This is a genomic window from Pseudomonas entomophila (assembly GCF_013523165.1).
GTDB lineage: Bacteria > Pseudomonadota > Gammaproteobacteria > Pseudomonadales > Pseudomonadaceae > Aquipseudomonas > Aquipseudomonas entomophila_A.
Genome location: NZ_JAAMQI010000014.1, coordinates 24,121 through 45,543 on the forward strand (window position 1 = coordinate 24,121; position 21,423 = coordinate 45,543).

Genomic DNA, 21,423 nt, shown 5'->3' on the forward strand with positions numbered 1-21,423 from the left:
AGACGGCATCGCGCACACGCCCTGCTTTCTACAGTCACCGCAGATCCACCACGATGGGTATCTGCGGCATGCGCCTTCTCACTCCGTTCACTCACGCCACGGCCCTGCGGCTGCTGTGCCTGGTCGGTTGCCTGGCCCTGCCCTCGGTGGCCAGAGGCGTCGACCCGGCCAGCCAGCTGTTGCGCGAGCAGCAATCGGACTTTCGCACCCTCGAACAGCAGCAGCGCCTGCAACGCTGGCAACAGCGTGAACCGACGACCCCGGCGCCCGACAAGGAGGTGCCGGCGGCCACGAACGCCGCCTGCTGGCCTTTCACCGGCCTGAGCCTGAGCGGCAATCAGGTCGTGTCGAACGCTGACCTGGACGTGGCCGTCCAATCGGCCCTGCGCCCCTGCATGGGCGTGGCCGACATCAATCGGTTGCTCGCCGTGATCACCCGGCGCTACGTCGACGCCGGCTACCCTGCCGCGCGACCCTATCTGGCCAGCACGCCGCGTCCGAACGAGCCCCTGCAGGTGGTGATCGTCGAAGGCTTCGTCGAGTCGATCGCGCTGGCTGACCCCAGCCTGCCGTTGTCGCTGCGCGGCGCGTTTCCGAACATGCTGGGCGAGCCGTTGCACCTGCCGACGCTCGAGCAGGGGCTCGACCAGCTCAACCGACTCCCGGCCTTCACGCTGTCGGCCGATCTGTTGCCGGGCGATCTGCCAGGTGGCACGCGGCTGGTGCTGCAACCCCAGCAGGTCGGCACGCGCTGGCATGTGTCGGGCACGCTCGACAATCGGGCCAGTGAAACCGTGGGACGGCACCGCCTGGGCCTGAAGGTCGGTGTGGATTCGCCAGCCCACCTGAACGATGCCCTCAGCATCGCGCTGTCGACCGCACTGCCTGGCACTGGCGGGCAGAGCCAGGCCTTGGCGATGCACTACAGCGTGCCCTACGGGCCATGGACGCTTGGCGTCATGGCCAGCCGCATCACGTACCGCTCCACGCCGCAGACGCCTGGCCGTCCCACTGGCGAAAGCCGCTTCCAGGGGCTGAACGTGAACCGGATGCTGTGGCGCAACCAGCGAGGCCTGCTTGGCGCCTCGCTGCGGCTCGACCAGAAGCACACCCTCAACCACCTCTACGGGCGCAAGACCACGCTGCAGAGCACACGCCTGACCACGCTCGACGTGGGCCTGGACCTGCTCTGGCTTCAGGATGGCCTGTGGAATGCCTCACTGGGCCTGTCCCAGGGGCTGTCCTCCCTGGGCGCCGATGCCCCTGCACCCACGCGGCAAGCGCCTCGTCCGGACTTTCGCAAGTACCGGGCCAGCCTGCTGTACCTGCGCCATGGACGCCCCATCGACTGGCGCTGGCAGAGCAGCGTGAACCTTCAATACAGCGCCGAGCGACTGCCTGCCCTCGAGCAGTTCTCACTGAGCGATGACACGGCCGTACGCGGTTTCCGCCAGCACTACGTCGCCGGCGCCACGGGTGCCCTGTGGCGCAACACGTTCAGCTACCCCCTGTGGCAACCCGACTTCCTTGGCGTGGACCTGCGCGCCGCTGCCGGGCTGGACGTCGGCTGGAGCCGCCATGCCCAGGGCGAGCCGTCGCAACGACTGGTCGGCGGCGCCCTGGGCCTGCACCTCAACCTGCCGCACGCACGGCTGCGCCTGGACCATCAGCGTGCGCTGTCCGCCCATGGGCCGCGCCGGGGCAGCCTGGAGCCTGGGTTCTGGGTCGCCGAGCTGAGCATCGATCTGTGATTCACCCACACGAAGAGAGACCCCCTATGAAACAGCACGCCCACACGCCTCCAAGGCGTCCCGACGCTCTGCGCTGGGCCATCTTCCTGGCCATCCTGGGATCGGCTCCTGCCCTGGCCGCCGGGCCTTTGCAGGCCACGCCAGGTCCTGGCGGCACGCCGCTGATCAACGACGCCCACGGCGTGCCGGTCATCGACATCGTGGCGCCCACGGCCAACGGCCTGTCGCACAACCAGTTCCTCGACTACAACGTCGGCGCGTCCGGCCTGGTGCTGAACAATGCCCTGGAGGCCGGCGCTTCGCAGCTGGCCGGCGCGCTGGCCGCCAACCCGCAGTTCCAGGGCCAGGCGGCGTTGACGATCCTCAACGAGGTGGTCAGTCGCAACGCCTCGCTCATCGAAGGCCGGCAGGAGATCTTCGGTCGCCCGGCCGACTATGTGCTGGCCAACCCCAATGGCATCACCGTCAATGGCGGCCAGTTCATCAACACTACCCGAGCAGGGTTTCTGGTCGGCACGCCGATTCTCGAGGACGGACGGATCCGCTACCTCGACACCCTCGGTGCCGAGGGCAACTTGCTCGTGCTCAAGGAGGGTGCCGCCAACCGGGACGGTGCCCTGGCGTTGATCGCGCCCCGCATCGAAGTGCTCGGCAGCCTGGAGACCAAGGGCGACCTGGACGTGATCGCCGGCCGCAATCGGGTCGACAGGCTCGATGGCAGTATCGCACCGCACGCCAGCGGCCCTTCCACCGAACTGGATGCCACGTTGTTCGGCGCCATGCGCGCCGGACGCGTGCGCGTCGTCAGCACCACCGAAGGTGCAGGAGTACGCATGGTCGGGACCGACGTGCAGGCCCAGGACGGTATCAGCATGCGCTCTGCCGGCGGCCTGCAGATCGAAGGCGGCCAGGACAAGCAGGGTCAACTGCTCACGGAACGAGGCGACCTGACCCTGGCGTCGACCCGCAACCTGTACATGCGTGACGTCAAGGCACGTGCCGAGCGGATCGACGTGACCGCCGGCGGCACCCTGACCCTGGATGCCAAGAGGCGGCAGCACATCGAACGGCAACGGGAAAGCTGGAAGAACAAGGCCTGGTTCGTCACCTACGAGACCTACGACAGTGACAAGACCCTCACCCGGCGCACACACGAAGGTACCGAACTGCTGGCACGCAGCGACATGCGCCTGACCTCCGGAGGCGACCTCGACCTGCGCAGTGCGCGTGTCGAGGCAGGCGGTGACCTGAGCGTCGACAGCGCAGGCAAGCTGAGGCTCGGCCCGACCCTCGACAGCCAGCACGTCGCGCAGCGCATCCAGCACCGCAAGCACCTGTGGCGTGGCGACACCGACACCGATCGCTATCAGGAGTCGGGCAACCCCACCGTCCTGGCCGGCCAGCGCGTCAGCCTCACGGCCCAGGACACACTGACCGTCACCGGCAGTCAGGTGACCAGCCGCGGCGACATGAGCCTCACCGCCCGACAGATCACCGTCGACGGGCAGAAGGTGCGCCAGAGCGGTACCGAGCATGCCTATCGGGGCGACCTGGTGTCGGGCGCCTTCTTTGGCGGACGCGGCAACGAGGACGCGCAAGGCGAGCGTACGCTCGGCAGCACGGTCCAGGCCGACGGCACGCTCGAGGTCACCGCCGACCAGGTCCGCATCCAGGGCAGCCGGGTGCGCAGCGAAGGCGATGCGGTGCTGTACAGCCGAAACGGCGCGCTCTCGGTCGAAGCTGCCGTCGACAGGCAGCGCCAGCAACGGGACCAGAAGAACAGCCAGGTCTTCGGGCTGCTCGGCAGCCGTACCCAGAGCCGGGAGGAGCGCCAGGACGTGCTGGTCAGCGATGTCTCGTCGGACACCAACCTGCGCCTGGCCAGCGACGCCGAACTGCAGGTCCGTGGCGCGCGCCTCACGGCCGGGCAACGCCTCGAGCTGCAGGCCAAGGGCGACCTGGACATCGTCCCGGAGCGCCAGACCCGCGAACGGCACGCTGACGAACAGCACCGTACATTCACGGCAAGCGCCGGACAGACGCGCGCCCCACAGGGAGACACGCCAGGTTCGAAGCAGTACGCGGCCAACGTCGGCTATGAGGTCGACGACACCACCACGCGCATGCGCACGACCGCCCACGTCGGCAGCGCGCTCAAGGGGGCCGAGATTGTCCTCGACAGCGTCCGGAACGTGCGCCTGGACACTGCCACCCTCACCACCGACAGCGGGGATGTCACGGTCAAGGGCCAGAAGGTGACACTGGCTGCCAGCCACGATGAACACGGCAGCGAAACCACCACGACGCGTACCGGTGGCGGCCTGACCGTCGGGGGCGGCATCGATCGGGTCAACAGCGCCTTCGAAGGCCATCGGCGGCAACAGGTCGATCAGGTCCGTGACACCACGGTGGCGCGGACCACGATCACCTCGGCCGGCGACCTGACGATCGAGACCCCGCACTTGATCGACCAGGCGGCGCAGCTCAGTGCCGGCAAGCAGGCGCGAACCGTGGCCAAGACCCTCGACAATCAGGCCGTCAGCGACACCCACGAGCGTACCCAGCGGCAGAACGACTGGCAGGGCACGCTGGGCGCGAGCCTGGAATACCGCGACCTGACCCGGCCGATCGAGCGCCTGGTCACCGGCGAAGAGGCCGCACGCTTCCAGCAGGCCGGGCCGGAAGACGCCATGGCGCCGCCCAACCTGGGTGCCGACGTCACTGCCGGCCACCTGCGCCGTGAGACGCACGAACAGAGCACCCAGGCGCAGGTGGCCCAGTACACCGGCGGCACGGTCACGGTCGAGGCCGACACGCTGTTGGACGAAGGCACGGTGTACAAGGCCGAGGGCGGGCGGCTCGACCTGGCGGTCCAGGACCACCAGGCACGGGCGGCGCAAGACACCACCCGCCGCCAGGTGAGCGAGCTGGCCGTGGACGGCGATGGCCGCGTGGACAGCAGTACAGGCGAGGACATCAACCTGCGCCTGGCCGGCAAAGGCGGTTCGCTGACGCAGGACACCGAGCGCCGCACGGCACGCCCCGCGACCTTCCAGGGCCACCAGGGCGTGCAGATCCAGCTGGGCAGCGACGGTCGCTACGAGGCCAGTGGCTTCGAGGGAGGCCAAGGTGACGTGACGGTGCGCAGCGACGGCACGCTCACGGTGGTGCAGGCCGATGATACGCAAGCCGAACGGATCGACCAGCTCAACGGCAATGCCTGGGCCAAGGGCGGCAATCGCCCGACGAACGTGGGCGTCGAAGCCCGTGGCTACCTCGATCGCGTCGAGCGGCAGCGCACCGACACCCAAGCCCGGGTCGCCCAGGCTCAGGCGGACGGCGACGTACGCTTCACCAGCGCCGGCGATCTGCACCTCGAAGGCCTGCGTATCGGTACACGCGAGCGACCGGTGGCAAGCGCGGAGCTGAACAGCGGCGGCGTGGCCTCGCTCGTCGCAGGGGCCGACACCCACCAGGCCCACGGCTCGACCCTCGGCGGTGGCGGCGAACTCGGCTACAAGCAGGGCACCAGCAGAGGCGGCAGCCTGGGCGGGCACCTGACCAGCGGACGGGTCGAGGAGCGCGAAACCAACGCCGTGATGGCCGAGGTCCACACGCGAGGCAAGGCCACCGTCGCCAGCCAGGCCCGTGACGATCAAGCCGTCCACCTGCGTGGCGTTCGCATGACGGCCGGCGAGATCGCCTTTCAGGCGTCCAACGGAGGGCTGCGGGTAGAGGCTGGCGACAGCCGCGAACACCGCGACAACCTCGACGTCACCGGTGGTGCCGGCCTGGCTCTGAACAAGGCAGGTGCGCCGGACGCCGACAGCCGTGGGCTGCACGGTCGCGTACAGATCGGCCTGGACAAGCGCGACAATCAGGTGCATGTCGACAGCCAACTGCGCGCCGACCGCCTCACGCTGCTCAGCCAAGGCGACACCCGTCTGGAAGGCGTGCAGGTACAGACCGGCCAGATCTCAGGGGAGGTCGGCGGCGACCTGCACGTGGCCAGCCTCAAGGACAGCGTGAACACACTGTCGGTCAAGGCCGACGCACGTTTGAGCCACGAGAAGAACCCACAGGGCTACACCAATGCGGTCGCCGCCGTGACCGGCCCTGCCAGCGAGAAGGTCCTGGACAAGGTCGGTCCGGCCTTGAGCAAGATCGAGCCGAGCATCTCGCCCACGCTAAAGGTGGACATCTCGCACCAGCAGCGTGAGACGGTCGCCCAGCAGACCGTGCTCAATGGCCAGAACGGCATCGACCTGAACGTGGGCGGCGACACCTCCCTGGTCGGCGCGCGCCTGCAATCGGTCAATGGCGCCGTCGACCTGCGCACCGCCTCGCTGTCCAAGGAGACCTTGAGCGGGTACGACTATCGCCGGGACGTGGGGCTGGATGCCTCGAACGCCCCCGTGGACCTGGGCACGGCCATCGCCCAGGCCAGCCAGGGCGCCGGTGCGGCCGATGGCGAGAACGCGCTCGACCTCGGACTGCTGCGCACCCGTGGGCACAGTACGTCAGCGCAGTGGACCTCCACGGTCCAGGGCAAGCAGGATCGCTGACAGGCGCGCCTGACCCGGGCCGGGCAGACGCTCGCCGTCTGCCCGGCAAGGAGCCGCCTGCCCGCAGACACAGGGCGGTTACTGCTCGAGGACGCCTCGGCCCTGCGCACGAGGCGTTCACATTTCTGCCAAACAACCGTCACACTGCCGCATTACAGTCGCGTTCGTTTCCCTTACGAACCGCAAGGATTTCCCGATGAGTCGAGCCTCCGGCGACAACCTGAACCGCAACCCGAGCGACCATGCACCGATGGCCCGTGTCATGGACGCCTACCTCAGCCGTCGCACGGTCCTTCGCGGGAGCCTGGGCGCGGCCGTCACGATGATGGTCGGTGGAGGGCTGACCGGTTGGCTGGACGACGCGCACGCCTCGGCCCTGGGGGCGCCACTGGGTGACTCACCGCTCGCCCTGGGCTTTCAGTCGATCCCCGGCTCGCGCACCGATGCGTGCACCGTCGCGACCGGCTACCGCGCCCACGTGCTCGCCCCCTGGGGCACGCCGCTCAACGACCGGGCCAAGCCGTGGCAGGCCGACGGCAGCAACAGTGCCGCCGACCAGGCCAACGCCATGGGCATGCACCACGATGGCATGCACTTCTTCGCGCTCGACGGCCGCTCCGACGACGGGCTGCTGGCGATCAACTTCGAATACATCGATGCCCAGGCCCTGCACCCGGCCGGCCCGACCCAGGATGCCCAGGGCAGGCGTCCGGCCGAGGAAGTGCGCAAGGAAATCAATGCCCATGGCGCCGGTGTGGTACGCCTGAACAAGGTCGACGGGCGTTGGCAGGTGGTCGACAACGATCCGCTCAACCGACGCTTCACCACCGCCACACCCATGGCCATCGCCGGCCCGCTGCGCGGCTCGACGCACGTCAGGACGCGCTTCTCGCCAGACGGCACCCAGGCCCGCGGCACCAACAACAATTGCGGCAATGGCCATACCCCATGGGGAACGTACCTCACCTGCGAAGAGAACTGGCCTGGCATCTTCGTCAACAAGGGGCCCTTGCCGGACGACCAGCGCCGCCTGGGCATCGGTACCGCCACCGGCCAGCACCGCTGGGAAAGCGCTGCGGGCGATCCCAGCGAGGTGGGCGACGAGTTCCGCCGCTTCGACGTGACGCCCCGTGGCGACAGCGCCCTCGACGACTACCGCAACGAAGCCAGCACCTATGGCTACATCGTCGAGATCGACCCGTTCGATGCCCAGGCTCCCGCCACCAAGCGCACGGCGCTGGGCCGCTTCCGTCATGAAGGCTGTTGCCCCGGCCTGCCGGTGGCCGGCAAGCCGCTGGTCTGGTACATGGGCGACGACTCCAACAACGAGTACCTGTACAAGTTCGTGTCCGCTGCGGTGTGGGATCCGGCCGACGCCTCACCCGCCGATCGCCTGGCCACCGGTGCCAAGTACATGGACCACGGCACACTCTACGTGGCGCGCTTCGATGCCGATGGCAGCGGCACCTGGTTGCCGCTGACCGTGGAAGCGACCACCCCGTCCGGTACGACCTTGGGCGCTGTGTACGGCGATCTTGCCGGCCTGTTGCTGAACACGCGGGGCGCGGCCGATGCGCTGGGCGCCACGCCCATGGATCGCCCCGAATGGACCGCGGTCAATCCGCTCAATGGCGACGTCTACCTGACCCTGACCAACAACAGCGTCCGCACCCCGGCCACGGTCGATGCAGCCAACCCGCGCGGCCCCAACCGCCATGGCCACATCATCCGCTGGCACGACGGCGACGACCCTACGCGCTTCACCTGGGACATCTTCGTGTTCGGGGCCAATGCCGCTGGCACCCCGGACATCAACCGCTCGGGCCTGACCGAACTCAACCAGTTCGCCAGCCCGGACGGCATGCGCTTCGATAGCCGAGGCATTCTCTGGTTCGAGACCGACAACGGTGAGGCCTCGGTGACCGACTACACCAACGATCAGCTGCTGGCGGTCATCCCCGCTCAGCTGGTGGATGCCAGTGGCAAACAGGTGCCGGTCGATGCACGCAACCAGGTCGATCTACGACGGTTCTTCGTCGGGCCCAACGGCTGCGAAGTCACCGGCCTGGCGTTCACGCCCGACAACACCACCCTGTTCGTCAACATCCAGCACCCGGACAACTGGCCCTTTACCGAGGACGCCACCCAGGCCGCGCCGGCCCCACGGCGCGTGCGACCGCGCTCGGCGACCGTGGTGATCCAGCGTCATGACGGTGGCCCGATCGGCACTGCCTGAGCGCGTGCCGCCCTCTGCCGGTGGTGGCCCCGCCACCGGCACCCCCTGCCACGGCGCTCGCGCATGCTGCCTTGCCGCTCCATGGGTAACCCTCCAGCATTCAACCCCCTTCACTCACTCGGCATGCTGGTCGCCCGATCACCCCAGAGAAGGCACCATGACGTACCCCTCTTCCTTTCCATCCTTCACCAGCCGCTTACCTCTCGACCTGCTCAAGCGAGTCGTCGATCGCATGGACGAACAGTCCTTCGTACTGTCCTTCAGACCGCTGATAGGCCGCCATTGTCTGCTGAAGGACTTCCTGGCGTTCCGAGAGCACCTGCGTCAGGACGCCATCGCCGCGCCGGTCTACTCCGTCGTACGCGACCTGCCGGGGATAACGGCCTACGATGCCGACGCCCGGTGCATCAACGTCAGCCAGTCGAGCATCGACGATGCCCTGCAAACGCCCGAGGCCAGCTTCAGCTTGATGACGCGTCTGCTCGAAGCCTTCGTGTTCTACGTCGTCGGTGAAGTGTTGCCAGGGGCGGACACGATCGAGCAAGACGATGCCCCTACCCCCATCGCGCCCCCGTCTGCGCAAGCGGCGATCGCCTTCACCAAAACGCTCCTGTTCTACGCCGGCCCGATCACACCCGGCACCGCCTTTGCCACCTATCAGCAAGAAGCCGATGCGTCGCCTGTCGCGCTCGTACTGGGCGAACTGACATCGCCTCGATCTGCACGCCGTCGCGTCAAGCGCTTTGCAGCCGGCTACGGCGAAGCCCATGTACCGGGCTCGTTCGGTCATGGCTCCATCGAGCAGGCGCTGCGCGAGGTAGGTTTCAGCGACGAGCAGTGCAAAGCCATCTACTTTGGTAACTGGTTGCGCGATCACTCGCAATTGGTGGACCCCAAACTCGTCCGTCCCGTCGATGAATCGCGTGTCGATCCCGAGGCACTCAAACAGATCGGAACGGCCTACGTACGGTTTTCACGGGAGCGGCTCGCCAAGATCGTCGACCTGCTGGCCTTGAAGGCCTTTGCAAGCCTGCAAGACACCCCGGAAGGCCGCCAGGCCTACACAGTGACGCCGGCCCTGCTAGGGGTGTACTTGCACCACGAACACATCGACAACCCGCTCGAGCTCGACCCGAACGCCCCCGACCCCCGGCAGATCGACCCTGACTTCATTGCGCCAGCGTTCCCGGGCGATGCAAGGCTCACCGTTCTGCCCAAACGGTCGATCAAACGTTACATTCGTCGCTCCATCGCCTACGTGCAGGCCAGGTTGAAAGCCGCCAAGCGTGAAGGCGCGACGCCGACGGGCATGCGCTACCTGGGTGATGCGCTGCATGTACTGGAGGACTATTTCGCCCATTCCAACTTCGTCGAACTGTGCCTCAAGCGCGTGGCACGCGACGATGTACTGGTCTGGACAACGCCGCTCGAGAACCCTTCTCCTACAGGGCATGCCTGGCCCGTCGTCACAGGCATGTTCGGCCAACTCGACATGATCGGCAGCCTGATCGACCCCTTGTCCAACCACTTTTTCCCCACGGATCTGGACGAGTCGCAAAGCCAAGAAGAACAGGACGTCTTCGACCAGATCGTGCTGACGGTCCTGGAGGAGGAAAATCTGCCCTGGCTGATCAAGCTGTACGGCTTGTATGTCGAGGCGCGCCGAGAGCTGAACAACAACTATTACTACAAGATCTACAACACGACCGTCAGCACCTTGCAGCACCATTTCAAGCCGCTGAACTATGCAGGCAATTTCATCATGAAACCGCTGATGAAATGGGCAGGTGACCATGTCGCCACCTTGCAAGTGCTTCAGCACAAAGACCCCAACCTGGACGCGACTGCACCCTTGACGCACTCGCAATTGTCCAAGGACCACGACACCCATCCCTTTCATGCGCTGGCTGCGCAACTGGCCACGCTTGCGGTGCAACAGGTGGGTCAGGCCATGCTGGCCCATTGGTCAGGGAAGACTGAAGGGACCGAGGATCCGGTCGAGATCGCCAAAGGCTTCATCACGCATCCATGGGACACGTCCTGGTGGACGGAGACGGTCGCCCAGTGGGCGCAGGAGCACCCGCACAACGTCGAGCAGGGCACCTCCATCGACACCTTGCGTCAGTTGCACACCCGTGAACTGGACAAGCTGGGTGCACGCATCCTGAGCGTGCTCAAAAACACCAACGAATACATTCAGGAAACCGAAACACTGACGGGCGTCAGTTGGCTTCAGGTTACCTTGGCAGATGAGGCCATCACGTTTGCGTTCTGATCACGCCGAGCCAACCTGTATCGGCGCCATCCAGCGTGAAGCTCAGAAATCGAGTAGCCGCCAGACCTCATAGGCTGGGGTTTCATAAGGATGCTGCTGCCTGAGCGCGTCGACGACCTGAGCGATCAGGTCGTCGGCCACCACCAGCTCGACTTTCCATTCCTCCAACCGCTCGACCTCGCCCGCCTGCCCGATGAATGGCTGACTGCCATCCAACGGGCGAAACTGGCCTTGGCCCAGCGTCTGCCAGGCACACTGGTCGTAGCTGCCGATGCGTCCGCCACCGGCGGCGAACACAGCGGCCTTGACCACGTCCAGGTGACTGGGCGGGACGAAGAACGCGAGCTTGTGCACGCTCAGTCCACCCAGACCCGCGCATTGCGGAACATGCGCATCAGCGCGCCGTCTTCCTGCCAGTCGTCCGGGCACCACGAGTTCTGCACGGCGCGGAACACACGCTCCGGGTGCGGCATCATGATGGTGACGCGACCGTCGCGGTTGGTCAGGCCGGTGATCCCGCGCGGCGAGCCGTTCGGGTTGGCCGGGTAGGCCTCGGTGACCTTGCCGTGGTTGTCGACGTAGCGCAGGGCCACGCAACCGGACGCATCGGCGTCGATCAGCGCCTGCTCGCTGGCGAACTCGGCGTGACCTTCACCGTGGGCGATGGCGATCGGCATGCGCGAACCGGCCATGCCCTCGAGGAAGATCGAGTTGGATTTCTGCACTTCGACCATGGCCACGCGCGCCTCGAACTGCTCCGACCGGTTGCGCACGAAGTGCGGCCAGTGCTCGGTGCCTGGAATCAGCTCGTGCAGGTTGGACATCATCTGGCAACCGTTGCACACGCCCAGGGCGAAGCTGTCGCTGCGCTCGAAGAAGCCCTGGAAGGCCTCCCGTGCACGGCGGTTGAACAACGCCGACTTGGCCCAGCCCTCGCCGGCACCGAGCACGTCACCGTAGGAGAAGCCACCGCAGGCGACCAGGCCCTTGAAGTCGGCGAAGTCGACACGGCCGGCGAGGATGTCGCTCATGTGCACGTCGATGGCGGCGAAGCCGGCGCGGTCGAAGGCAGCGGCCATCTCGACCTGGCCGTTGACGCCCTGCTCGCGCAGGATGGCCACTTGTGGGCGGATGCCTTTCTTGATGTACGGGGCGGCGATGTCCTCGTTGACGTCGAAGCCCAGCTTGGCGTCCAAGCCTGGGTTGTTCTCTTCGAGCAGCGCGTCGTATTCCTGGTCAGCGCAATCGGCGTTGTCGCGAAGGCGCTGGATCTGGTAGCTGGTCTCGGCCCACTGGCGCTGCAACAGACGACGCTGGTCGTCGAACAGCACGTCACCGTTGAGGCTGATGGAGACCTCGCCGTTGTTGATCGGCTTGCCGATCACCGCGACGCATTCGCCCAGGCCCGCGACGCTGAACTGGGTCAGCACGTCGGGCGTGGCGTCCTGACGCACCTGGATCACCGCACCCAGCTCTTCGTTGAACAGAATGCCCGGAACTTCGCTGCGGCTGTCGGTCAGCGGATCGAGGTGCAGGTCCAGGCCACAGTGGCCGGCGAAGGCCATTTCCAGCACGGTGGTGACCAGGCCACCGTCGGAGCGGTCATGGTAGGCCAGCAGGTGACCGTCGGCGTTGAGGCCCTGGATCACGGCAAAGAAGGCCTTGAGGTCTTCGGCATCGTCGACGTCCGGCGCCTGTGCACCGAGCTTGCCGTAGGTCTGGGCAAGGATGGATGCGCCCATGCGGTCCTTGCCGCGACCCAGGTCGATCAGGATCAGGTCGGTTTCACCCTTGTCCATGCGCAGGCGCGGGGTCAGGGTGCCACGGATGTCCGTCACCGGGGCGAAGCCGCTGACGATCAGCGACATCGGCGCGGTGACGCTCTTCTCGGCGCCCTCCTCGCTCCAACGGGTCTTCATCGACATGGAGTCCTTGCCGACCGGGATGGTCAGGCCCAGCTCCGGGCACAGCTCCATGCCGACGGCCTTGACCGTGTCGTACAGGCGCGCATCTTCACCGGGGTGGCCAGCGGCCGACATCCAGTTGGCCGACAGCTTGATGTCGGACAGTTTCTCGATACGGGCGCCAGCCAGGTTGGTCAGCACCTCGCCGATCGCCATGCGCCCGGACGCTGGTGCGTCGAGCAGGGCCAGCGGGGTGCGCTCGCCCATGGCCATGGCTTCACCGGTGTAGACATCGAAGCTGGTGGCGGTGACGGCGCAGTCGGCGACCGGAACCTGCCACGGGCCGACCATCTGGTCACGGGCGACCAGGCCGGTGATGGAGCGGTCGCCGATGGTGATCAGGAAGCTCTTGCTGGCCACGGCCGGGTGGCGCAGCACGCGCTCCACCGCCTCGTCCAGGTCCAGGGTGCTCGGGTCGAAGTCATCGCCCAGCTCGGCTTCGCGGGTGACCGAACGGTGCATGCGCGGCGGCTTGCCCAGCAGCACGTCCAGCGGCATGTCCACCGGCGTGTTGTCGAAGTGGCTGTCGGTGACGGTCAGGTGCGGTTCTTCGGTGGCTTCGCCGACCACCGCGAACGGGCAACGCTCGCGCTCGCAGATGGCCTTGAAGCGCTCGAAGTCGTCCGCGCCGACGGCCAGCACGTAGCGCTCCTGGGATTCGTTGCTCCAGATTTCGTGCGGGGCCATGCCCGGCTCGTCGTTGGGCACGTTGCGCAGCTCGAAGCGGCCGCCGCGGCCCCCGTCGTTGACCAGCTCGGGGAAGGCGTTGGAAATGCCACCGGCACCCACGTCATGGATGAAGGCGATGGGGTTCTGCTCACCCAGCTGCCAGCAGCGGTCGATGACCTCCTGGCAACGGCGTTCCATCTCCGGGTTCTCGCGCTGCACCGAGGCGAAGTCCAGGTCTGCCGAGCTGGCGCCGGTGTCGACCGAGGAGGCCGCGCCGCCGCCCAGACCGATCAGCATGGCCGGACCGCCGAGCACGATCAGCTTGGCACCGACGGTGATCTCGCCCTTCTGCACGTGGTCTTCACGGATGTTGCCCAGGCCGCCGGCGAGCATGATCGGCTTGTGGTAGCCGCGCACTTCTTCGCCATGCGGGGTCTGGATGGACTGCTCGAAGGTACGGAAGTAGCCGGTCAGCGCCGGACGCCCGAACTCGTTGTTGAACGCTGCGCCGCCGAGCGGGCCGTCGATCATGATGTCCAGGGCGTCGACGATGCGCTCGGGCTTGCCGTAGGCCTGCTCCCAGGGCTGCTCGAAGCCGGGGATGCGCAGGTTCGACACGGTGAAGCCGGTCAGGCCGGCCTTGGGCTTGGCGCCACGCCCGGTAGCACCTTCGTCACGGATTTCGCCACCGGACCCGGTGGAGGCACCGGAGAACGGCGAGATGGCGGTCGGGTGGTTGTGGGTCTCGACCTTCATCAGGATGTGCACGGGCTCGCGCACCGCACCGTACTGACGCGTCTCGGGGTTGGGGTAGAAACGGCCGGCGACGTTGCCGACGATCACCGAGGCGTTGTCCTTGTACGCCGACAGCACACCTTCGCTGTGCATCTGGTAGGTGTTCTTGATCATCCCGAACAGGCTCTTGTCCTGCGCCTGGCCGTCGATGTCCCAACTGGCGTTGAAGATCTTGTGGCGGCAGTGCTCGGAGTTGGCCTGGGCGAACATCATCAGCTCGATGTCGTTCGGGTTGCGCGCGAGCCCCTGGAACGCCTGGACCAGGTAGTCGATCTCGTCCTCGGCCAGGGCCAGGCCCAGGTCGACGTTGGCCTGGGCCAGTGCGGCGCGACCGCCACCGAGGATGTCCACGGAGGTCATCGGGCGCGGCTGGGCGTGGCTGAACAGGTCAGCGGCCTGCTCCAGCTGGCCCAGCACGCGCTGGGTCATGCGGTCATGCAGGTGCGCGGCAACCAGTGCGGCTTCGGCGTCGGACAGTTCATCGGCGATGAAGTAGGCGATGCCGCGCTCGAGGCGACGCACGTTGCCCAGGCCGCAGTTGTGGGCGATGTCGGTGGCCTTGCTCGCCCAGGGCGAGATGGTGCCCAGGCGTGGCACGACCAGGAACAGTCGGCCGGCTGGCTCCTGCACCGGGACGCTCGGACCGTACTCGAGCAGGCGACCCAGCACCTGCTGCTGCTCGGCGGTCAGCTCGCCGTCGACCTCGGCGAAGTGGGCGAATTCGGCATACAAACCAGAAACAGCGGGGACTTTCTGGCTCAATTGCTCGAGTAATTTACCGTGGCGAAAGGCAGAAAGGGCAGGAGCGCCGCGCAGGATCAACATCGTCGGGACAGCCTCAAGAAGGGGTGTGCTTGGAGGCCGGGCATTCTAGCGTAAAACACGGGGAATCGGCACCCGGTTGGAACGAGCGGTCGGCGATGCGGTCGGGCTGCAAGTCAGCGCTACCTCAATGTTCTGTCCACCTGCCCCACCGCCCTACCGTCCACTTGCCAGCTGCAGCGCGCGACTTGTCGCTCGCAGCTCGCCGCCGCTACCAGAGCCCTAGTCGATTGTCGAGATATGGCGCAGCCAATGCTTTGCGTATACTGCACCCTATGTCCGCCACCATTGCTTTGCGCCAGCGTTGCGCCAGATGGCTCCTCGCAACCGCCCTCTTCCTCATGCTCGGTGCCTGCGTTGAAAAACCCAGCACCCTCGAGCGCATCAAGGAGGACGGGGTGCTGCGCGTGGTCACCCGCAACAGTCCGGCGACCTACTTCCAGGACCGCAACGGCGAAACCGGCTTCGAGTACGAGCTGGTCAAGCGGTTCGCCGACGAACTCGGGGTCAAGCTGGAAATCCAGACCGCCGACAACCTCGACGACATCTTCGCCCAGTTGAGCGCGCCGTCCGGGCCGGTCCTGGCCGCCGCCGGGCTGGTGAGCAGCGAGCAGCGCAGCGCGCAGGTGCGTTTTTCGCACCCCTACCTCGACGTCTCGCCCCAGGTCATCTACCGCAACGGCCGGCCGCGACCGACCACTGCGCAGGGCCTGGTGGGCAAGAAGATCATGGTGCTCAAGGGCAGCAGCCATGCCGAACAGCTGGCCGCCCTGAAAAAACAGTACCCGGCGCTGGAGTACGAGGAGTCCGATGCCGTCGAGGTCGTCGACCTGCTGCGCATGGTCGACGAAGGGCAGATCGACCTGACCCTGGTCGACTCCAACGAGCTGGCGATGAACCAGGTGTACTTCTCCAACGTGCGCGTGGCCTTCGACCTGGGCGAGACACGCAGCCAGCGCTGGGCCGTGGCGCCCGGTGAAGACAACAGCCTGCTCAACGAGGTCAACGCCTTCCTCGACGAAGCCGAGGGCAATGGCGTGCTGCAACGCCTCAAGGACCGTTATTACGGACACGTGGACGTACTGGGCTACGTGGGCGCCTACACCTTCGCCCAGCACCTGCAGCAACGCCTGCCGCGCTACGAGAAGCACTTCAAGGTCTCGGCCAAGGTCGAGGGCGTGGACTGGCGGCTGCTGGCGGCCATCGGCTACCAGGAGTCCATGTGGCAGCCGGAGGTCACCTCAAAGACCGGCGTGCGCGGCCTGATGATGCTGACCCAGCGCACGGCCCAGGCCATGGGCGTGTCCAATCGCCTCGATGCCCGGCAGAGCATCCAGGGCGGGGCCAAGTACTTCATGCTGATCAAGGAACAGCTCGACGACAGCATCCAGGAGCCCGACCGTACCTGGTTCGCCCTGGCGGCCTACAACGTCGGCAGCGGTCATCTGGAAGACGCGCGCACCCTGGCCAGGCGCGAGAAGCTCAACCCCGACAAGTGGCTGGACGTGAAGAAGATGCTGCCGCGCCTGGCGCAGAAGCAGTGGTACCGCCAGACCAAGTACGGCTATGCGCGCGGTGGCGAGCCGGTGCACTTCGTCGCCAACATCCGCCGCTACTACGACATCCTCACCTGGGTGACCCAGCCGCAGCTCGAGGGCCAGGCCGCCGACGCCAGCCTGCACGTGCCCGCGGTCAACCCGAGCAAGCCCGTCGAGGCCGCCGCGCCGAAGTGAGCGCCGGCAGCACGACCGTCCCAAGCCTCACGGGGTCGTCTTGCGTCCACGCCTGGCCTTGAAGAATTCGCTCAGCATGTGCCCGCACGCCTCCCCCAGCACCCCGCCTTCGTACAGCACGCGGTGGTTGAGAAACCCCTGCTCGAAGAACTGCCCCTGGCTCTGCACCACGCCGGCCTTGGGTTCCGTCGCGCCGTACACCACCCGCGCCACCCGCGCATGCACGATCAGCCCGGCGCACATGCTGCATGGCTCGAGGGTGACGTAGAGCGTGCTGCCGGGCAGCCGATAGTTGCCAGCGGCTCGCGCTGCCTCACGGAGGGCAACCATCTCGGCATGGGCACTCGGGTCGCTGTCGAGGATCGGGCGATTGAAGCCTTGGCCCACTACCTCCCCGTCCTGCACCACCACGGCGCCCACGGGGACCTCGCCCAGGGCTGCACCTTGCGCGGCCAGGGCCAGGGCCAGCTGCATGAATGCCTGATCGCGGCTGCGATCGATGATCCGTGGCCGCATCACACCACCGCGATCGCGGCCATCAGGCCGGTTTCCATGTGGTCGATGACATGGCAGTGAAACATCCAGGTCCCCGGGTTATCGGCCACCAGCGCGACCTGGGCCCGCTCGTTGCGCCCCAGCAGGTAGGTGTCGGTGAACCAGGGTTCGGTGATCTTGTGACGATTGGAGCCGATCACCTTGAAACTCATGCCATGCAGGTGGATCGGGTGCTGGTACTGGGTCATGTTCTTCAGGTCGAAGATGTAGCTCTTGCCCTGCTGCAAGGTGGCGATGGGCCGATCCGCGCAGGTCTTGTCGGTGATGTCCCAGGCCTTGCCGTTGATCTGCCAGAGGCTGGGCGGCTTGCCGTCGTCCACGCCGGTCGACAGCTTGCCGGACCACTCGAAGTTGAAGTTGAGGGTCTCGGCGCTCTCCAGGTCCGGTTCGGCGATCGGGTTGGCCGGCAAGGCCGGTGGCCACTCACCGGGAGGTTGGTGGCTGGCGACCGAACGCAAGGTGCCCAGGCGCACGAAACCATCGCGCAGCGAGATCTCCTCGCCTGCTTCGGGAATCTTGATGGCCAGGCAAAGCCGCATGCCGGGGCCGAGCCAGTATTCTTTCTCCAGCGGCCTGGGCCTGACCGGGTTGCCGTCGATCGCATAGATCCGGGCTTCGCAGTTGCCCTTGAGGTTGATCCGGTAGGTCCAGGTGTTGTCGAGGTTCAGCAGACGCACCCGCACCACCTGCCCTGCCGGCAGCTCGGTGACCGACTCGGCGTGGCCGTTGATGGTGATCAAGCGTCCGGCCGTGCCGTTGCGCGCTGCTTCGCGTGGCACGCTGAAGGGCATGAAGGCGCCTTGTTCGTCCACGTGCCAGGTCTTGAGGCTGAGCACGCGCTCATGGCTGAAGCCGGTCGGCTCGCGCTCGTCGACGATCAGCGGCCCGACCAGACCACGGCCCAGTTCTTCGGAGCTGGCCACATGGGGGTGATACCAGTAGCTGCCGGCGTCCGGCACGCGGAACCTGTAGTCGAAATATTCGCCTGGCTTGACGGGCAGCTGGGAGACGTAGGGCACGCCGTCCATCTCCAACGGCAGGCGGATACCATGCCAATGGATGGTGGTCTCGATCGGCAGGTGGTTGATGAAGCGGACCCGCAGCCAGGTGCCCTGGCGAACCCGCAGCTCGGTGCCTGGCGCGGAGGGGCCGAATGCCCAGGCCGGGGTGATGTGGCCGGGCACCAGCTCGACGTCCAGGGGCGCGGCGATCAGTTCGTAATCGTGGCCGGCATTCTTGTCTTGCACCTTGCCCAGCCAATAGCGCGTGGCGCCACCGGCCCCCAGGCCGACCACGGCCAGACCGGTCAGGCCCTTGAGAATTTGTCGGCGGGTCAGGGACATCGGGCGGGTACCTCGTCATGCAGGAGCGTTGTGCCAACAGCGTGGCAGCGAAGGGCGAATACGATACACCTGCAATTGCGAAAGATTAAGCGACGCGTGACGGCTGGAGCTGAAAGAAATGTCATGTTGGCCTGGCCAGGACGGCTCAGGTGGACGCATGGCCGCGATCCACCTGAGCACCAGGCACGAGCGCCTAGCGCTTCTCGGCCTTGGCCAAGGCGCGCCGGTAACGCATCCCGCCCATCAACCCTTCACTCAAGCGCTCGCGCAACCGCACGCTGCGCGCATCGTCCGGCTGCAGGCGACAGGCCTGTTCGCACCAGTAGACTGCCTGTGGGTAGTCATGGCCTTGCGGGCAGTCCTCGGCGCGGTAGTGTTCGGCGAGCACATACATGGCATCGGCCCAGCCGCGCTCGGCATACTGCCGCAACACCGCCAGGTTGCGCCGCACGCGTTCGGAGTCGACCTTGTGCCTGGTCAGGTAGCCATGAATACCGATGAAGCAGTTCGGAATGCGGTTGAGTGCCCGAGGCGTGAGCGTCGGCTGGTCGACCAGCTCTTCCAGGCACGCCACCTCGCAGTCGTTGCCCAGCTCGCGCAAGGCTTCCACGTCCCAGCCGGGCAGGCCGCCCTCCTCCACGCCACGGTCGCAGACCACGCTCAGGTTGTACAACGCCCGTCCAAAGCCATGAGCACCCGCTTGGCGATACCAGTGTAGGGCCGTCACCGGGTCATCCTCTTCGTGCAGGTAGGCCAGGGCGAACTGCATCTCGGGCACACCCAGCCCGGCCGCGTACTCGACCATGTGCCGCAGGGCCGTGCCGTGCAGGCTTTCATCGAAGGCGTAGTACACGTCATTGAAAGGACACTCGCCTTCCGGTACCGGCATCGGCCCATGGGTGAGCGCCTGTCGATACCAGTGCTCGGCCTGGGCAGGATCACGGGGTACCGCACACCAACCGGTGTCGCACAGCAGCCCATGGAGCACCGCAGCGAAGGCCGACTGCTGGCGCGACTGGGATACCACCTGGCCGAACCAGGGGCCCATGCCCGTGTGCGTCGCCACGCACAGCATGCGATAGAGTACGTCGTCCGCCGCGGTCAGCTGAGGCCAGTCGACCAGGACTTGCGCGTAGCAGGCCTGGGCATGGTCCGTTTGATCGGCCAGGTACGCCAGGTCGCCCAACGCCAGGCTGACCCGAGCCCGTGCAGACGCCGGCAACGGTCGCTCCAGCAGCTGCTGACCCCGCTGGAAGGCGGCCTGACAGGCTGCCTCGTCCTCGACGTTCACGTTGTCGGCATCGAGGTCGTCGAGCCAGGCGACCAGACGGATCGCATTGCGCTGCGACTCATCGAGACGAGCGGCCAGCGGCGAATCGGCCAGCCAGAGGATCTCCTCGTGGCTGCCGCCCCAGCGCGGCGTGCGCAAAAAGGCATACAGCTCCAGGGCCCAGGCGCCCACTGGCGAGGCCTGGAGCGCCTGATGCAGCCAGAAGAACCCTTGCGGTTCGCCTTCGCCACGGGGGTAAGCGGCCAGTGCAGCCACCAGACGAGTCGGGGGCACGGCGGGCAGCGCCGGCACGGGTGGCAGGTTCGGCCACTGAGCGAGCGCCGCCTGCCGACGCTGATGCAACGCGGCCAGCTCGGCGTCACTCCACTGGCCTGTCAGCCAGGGCATCAACCAATCGGGTTCGCCGAACACCAGCACCGTGCGCATCAGGCTCACGCTCATCACCCAGGGTAGAGGCTGACGCTGGGCCACATCCACTGCCTGGAGAAACAGCGCATCGCAGGCCAGGTGGGCCTGCTGCCATTGCCCCTCGCTCACGTCGTCGGCCAGGCCCTGGCCGCGTGCCTCGCTGGCAGCCTTTTCCCACAACAGGCAGGCGACGACGTCTGGCCAGACGCTGTCCGGGCACTGGCGCTTCCACACGGGCCACTGGTCGGCGTACTGCTGGCAGGCCCCGGCGAATGCCTGAATCGTCGCGCATTGATCGCCGAGCGCCTGTTCGCTGGCGTTGTCGGCGGCCGACAGCAGGCGCTGCAAATGCGCCTCGACGGCGTCGAAGCGTGCGTCGATCAGGTCTTGCACCACCTGAGGGTACTGCATGGCGTGGGGGGATTGAGGAGAGTGGCGGAGCGTCATGCAAATCCTTTTGGTTGTAAGGGAGACAGAGACAAGCCTACATCACCGGCGTGGCGCTGTGAGCCGCAGACAGGGACGGCAGCCGACGCCGAAACCCTCGCACCTGCCACCGAAGCCGCTGGCGCGTACGGCCTGCGCACGTCATCGCGAGGCGCCGGCGTGGAACAGGCGGATCAGTTGCACCACCAGCAGCCCTGTCGCTACGAGCATCAGCATGACCCCTGCTGGCAGCGTGACCAACATGTACCAGCCCATGACGCCCAGCCGATACAAGGTCGGACCTGCATCCCACCCCAGGATCCAGCAGGCGTGCGGGCTCCCCTCGTCCACCTGGCAGCCGAACTGGCTGGCCACCGTGCCGGCGCACAGCGCCAGAAGCAAGGGCGCAGCGGCGAACAGGGTGATGCCCAGCATGCCCAGGGTGTAGTAACCCAGCAACTGACGAAGGCTGAAGGGTGTGGAACGGTGAGCAGACGGAGGACGTGAAGGCATGGGCATGTGTTCGGGAAATGGGGTTGGGGGGCGAGCCTGACAGGAAGCCAGGTTCGCCCGACGTTAGCACAGCGAGC

At 66.6% G+C, this 21,423-nt stretch carries 11 protein-coding genes; 5 read left to right on the forward strand and 6 right to left on the reverse strand.

The window, feature by feature from the left end:
- Window positions 1–68 precede the first annotated feature (68 nt).
- The 4 genes from G7Z99_RS12875 to G7Z99_RS12890 all read left to right on the forward strand — a co-directional run bounded on the left by G7Z99_RS12875 (window position 69) and on the right by G7Z99_RS12890 (window position 10,827).
- Window positions 69–1,751, forward strand: coding sequence for a ShlB/FhaC/HecB family hemolysin secretion/activation protein (locus G7Z99_RS12875; protein WP_181094330.1), 1,683 nt, complete (start codon window positions 69–71; stop codon window positions 1,749–1,751).
- A gap of 26 nt (window positions 1,752–1,777) precedes the next feature.
- Entirely contained in the window at window positions 1,778–6,316 is a 4,539-nt protein-coding gene (locus tag G7Z99_RS12880; protein ID WP_181094332.1) for a hemagglutinin repeat-containing protein, read from the forward strand.
- A 196-nt stretch (window positions 6,317–6,512) separates the two neighbouring features.
- Entirely contained in the window at window positions 6,513–8,552 is a 2,040-nt protein-coding gene (locus tag G7Z99_RS12885) for a PhoX family protein (protein ID WP_181094334.1), read from the forward strand.
- A gap of 232 nt (window positions 8,553–8,784) precedes the next feature.
- Complete coding sequence (locus tag G7Z99_RS12890) at window positions 8,785–10,827, forward strand: HET-C-related protein (protein WP_181094336.1); 2,043 nt, start codon at window positions 8,785–8,787, stop codon at window positions 10,825–10,827.
- 42 nt (window positions 10,828–10,869) lie between these two features.
- Here G7Z99_RS12890 and G7Z99_RS12895 read toward each other — a convergent pair whose 3' ends face one another.
- Both G7Z99_RS12895 and purL read right to left on the reverse strand, forming a co-directional pair.
- The gene (locus tag G7Z99_RS12895) at window positions 10,870–11,181 is read right to left on the reverse strand and encodes a Nif3-like dinuclear metal center hexameric protein (protein ID WP_181094338.1); all 312 of its coding nucleotides are present in this window, start codon (window positions 11,179–11,181) and stop codon (window positions 10,870–10,872) included.
- Between the two features lie 2 nt (window positions 11,182–11,183).
- Entirely contained in the window at window positions 11,184–15,080 is a 3,897-nt protein-coding gene (gene purL / locus G7Z99_RS12900; RefSeq protein ID WP_181094340.1) for a phosphoribosylformylglycinamidine synthase, read from the reverse strand.
- Between the two features lie 272 nt (window positions 15,081–15,352).
- On the opposite strand from purL, the gene mltF reads away from it, so the two are divergent.
- A complete protein-coding gene (mltF, locus tag G7Z99_RS12905) occupies window positions 15,353–16,810 on the forward strand; it encodes a membrane-bound lytic murein transglycosylase MltF (RefSeq protein WP_181094341.1) in 1,458 nt (485 codons plus the stop codon).
- Between the two features lie 27 nt (window positions 16,811–16,837).
- Here mltF and tadA read toward each other — a convergent pair whose 3' ends face one another.
- From tadA to G7Z99_RS12925, 4 genes are all read right to left on the reverse strand, one after another.
- Window positions 16,838–17,326: a tRNA adenosine(34) deaminase TadA gene (tadA, locus tag G7Z99_RS12910; protein ID WP_181094343.1), complete on the reverse strand. Its 489-nt coding sequence runs from the start codon at window positions 17,324–17,326 to the stop codon at window positions 16,838–16,840.
- The gene (locus G7Z99_RS12915; protein WP_181094345.1) at window positions 17,326–18,708 is read right to left on the reverse strand and encodes a multicopper oxidase family protein; all 1,383 of its coding nucleotides are present in this window, start codon (window positions 18,706–18,708) and stop codon (window positions 17,326–17,328) included. The genes tadA and G7Z99_RS12915 overlap by 1 nt, the downstream gene beginning before the upstream one ends.
- A 193-nt stretch (window positions 18,709–18,901) precedes the next feature.
- Window positions 18,902–20,854 (reverse strand): DUF4034 domain-containing protein, encoded by a 1,953-nt coding sequence (locus tag G7Z99_RS12920; protein ID WP_181094347.1) that lies wholly within the window; start codon window positions 20,852–20,854, stop codon window positions 18,902–18,904.
- A gap of 141 nt (window positions 20,855–20,995) precedes the next feature.
- Window positions 20,996–21,346: a hypothetical protein gene (locus tag G7Z99_RS12925; protein ID WP_181094349.1), complete on the reverse strand. Its 351-nt coding sequence runs from the start codon at window positions 21,344–21,346 to the stop codon at window positions 20,996–20,998.
- Window positions 21,347–21,423: the final 77 nt, after the last annotated feature.